We start from the raw sequence: 1,137 nt of genomic DNA, 5'->3' as shown, positions 1-1,137 counted from the left end.
CCACCCCGGTCCACCACGATGAAGTCGCTCACCTCATGCAACGCCAACAACGGGTGATGCCACACACCACGTGCATAATTCACGCCCTGCCAACCATCCGAGACGAACGCTCGCATCTGGCCCACGTCCAACTCGCCCGCCGGAGCGACCACCACCAAATACGGCAAGGTCTTCAACGGGATGAACGCCTGACTGCCCAACGGGTGACGCTCCAACATCTTCACCTCGTACGGCAAGGTGCGCGGCTGACCTCGAAACACGTTGACCAACGTGCGGCCACCCTCGGGCCCCAGATCGACCGTCGCCAGATCGTGATACCGCTCAGTCGTCCCGCCATTGATCGCGAAATGCTTCGCCCCCGCCAACTCGATCACGTCGCCAAACGCCGCAAACGACTCACGCGTCAATCGCTCTATCTTCAATGCCGGACCCGCCATATCACGCTCTCCTTCTTGTTTTATCCACTCGCGCACTCGCCGCCCGACGCTCCGGGCGGCAGTTGCACGCTGTCTTTTGCTTACTGCTTCCCGCCCAACCGGCCCCACAGGCGCAGGCGCGACACGCCCCCGTCCGGGATGATGTTGAACCGGATGTGCGTGATCGCACCCAGCTTCTGAATCTGCTCTTCAAAGAAGAACTGCTTGTCCATCGCCAACTTCTGCTCAGGCAACAACACGGGCCAGAACATGGACTGCGTGATCAACGACTGCTCAGTGCCGCCCGTGACGTACGCGCCCTGAATGGAGCAGCGGTCCGGGAAGTTGCCCTTGAAGTGCGCAGTATCGACTTCGATCTTGCCGATCTCGCCCGGCTGCGCCAACGCGATGATCGCCCAGTCGTTACCCGGCTCACGACGACGGCGCGTCTCCCAGCCATCCCCCATGTTCACGCCACGGCCCGGCATCAACAGGTTCGACGCCAAGCCGAAGTGCTGGTTGTTCGCCGCGACGACGTAGCCGCCGTTTTCCATCGCGATCAGGTCGATCAACTCGTCGCGTGAACGATTGTTCCAGTCGCTTTGCGGCAAGCCGTACAGGCGCAGGCGCGCGAGACCACCGTCCGGATACAGGTTCACACGCACGTGCGTGGCCGGGCGCTGGCTGGTGATGTCGTGGTAGTGGTGCGAGTTGCCTTGCA

Annotated in this window: 2 protein-coding genes; both read right to left on the bottom strand. The window is 62.1% G+C overall.

Annotated elements, in window-relative coordinates:
• Positions 1-437: ureidoglycolate lyase (locus CDV46_RS20485; RefSeq protein WP_087724662.1), on the bottom strand; the 437-nt coding region annotated here is incomplete at its 3' end.
• Positions 438-517: 80 nt separating this feature from the next.
• Positions 518-1,137, bottom strand: a 620-nt coding sequence (gene alc / locus CDV46_RS20480) for an allantoicase (RefSeq protein ID WP_140413442.1), incomplete at its 5' end; no start/stop codon positions are given.

This window comes from Pandoraea sp. PE-S2T-3 (genome assembly GCF_002179965.1).
Classification (GTDB): domain Bacteria; phylum Pseudomonadota; class Gammaproteobacteria; order Burkholderiales; family Burkholderiaceae; genus Pandoraea.
This window is presented reverse-complemented; position numbering and strand designations above follow the sequence as displayed.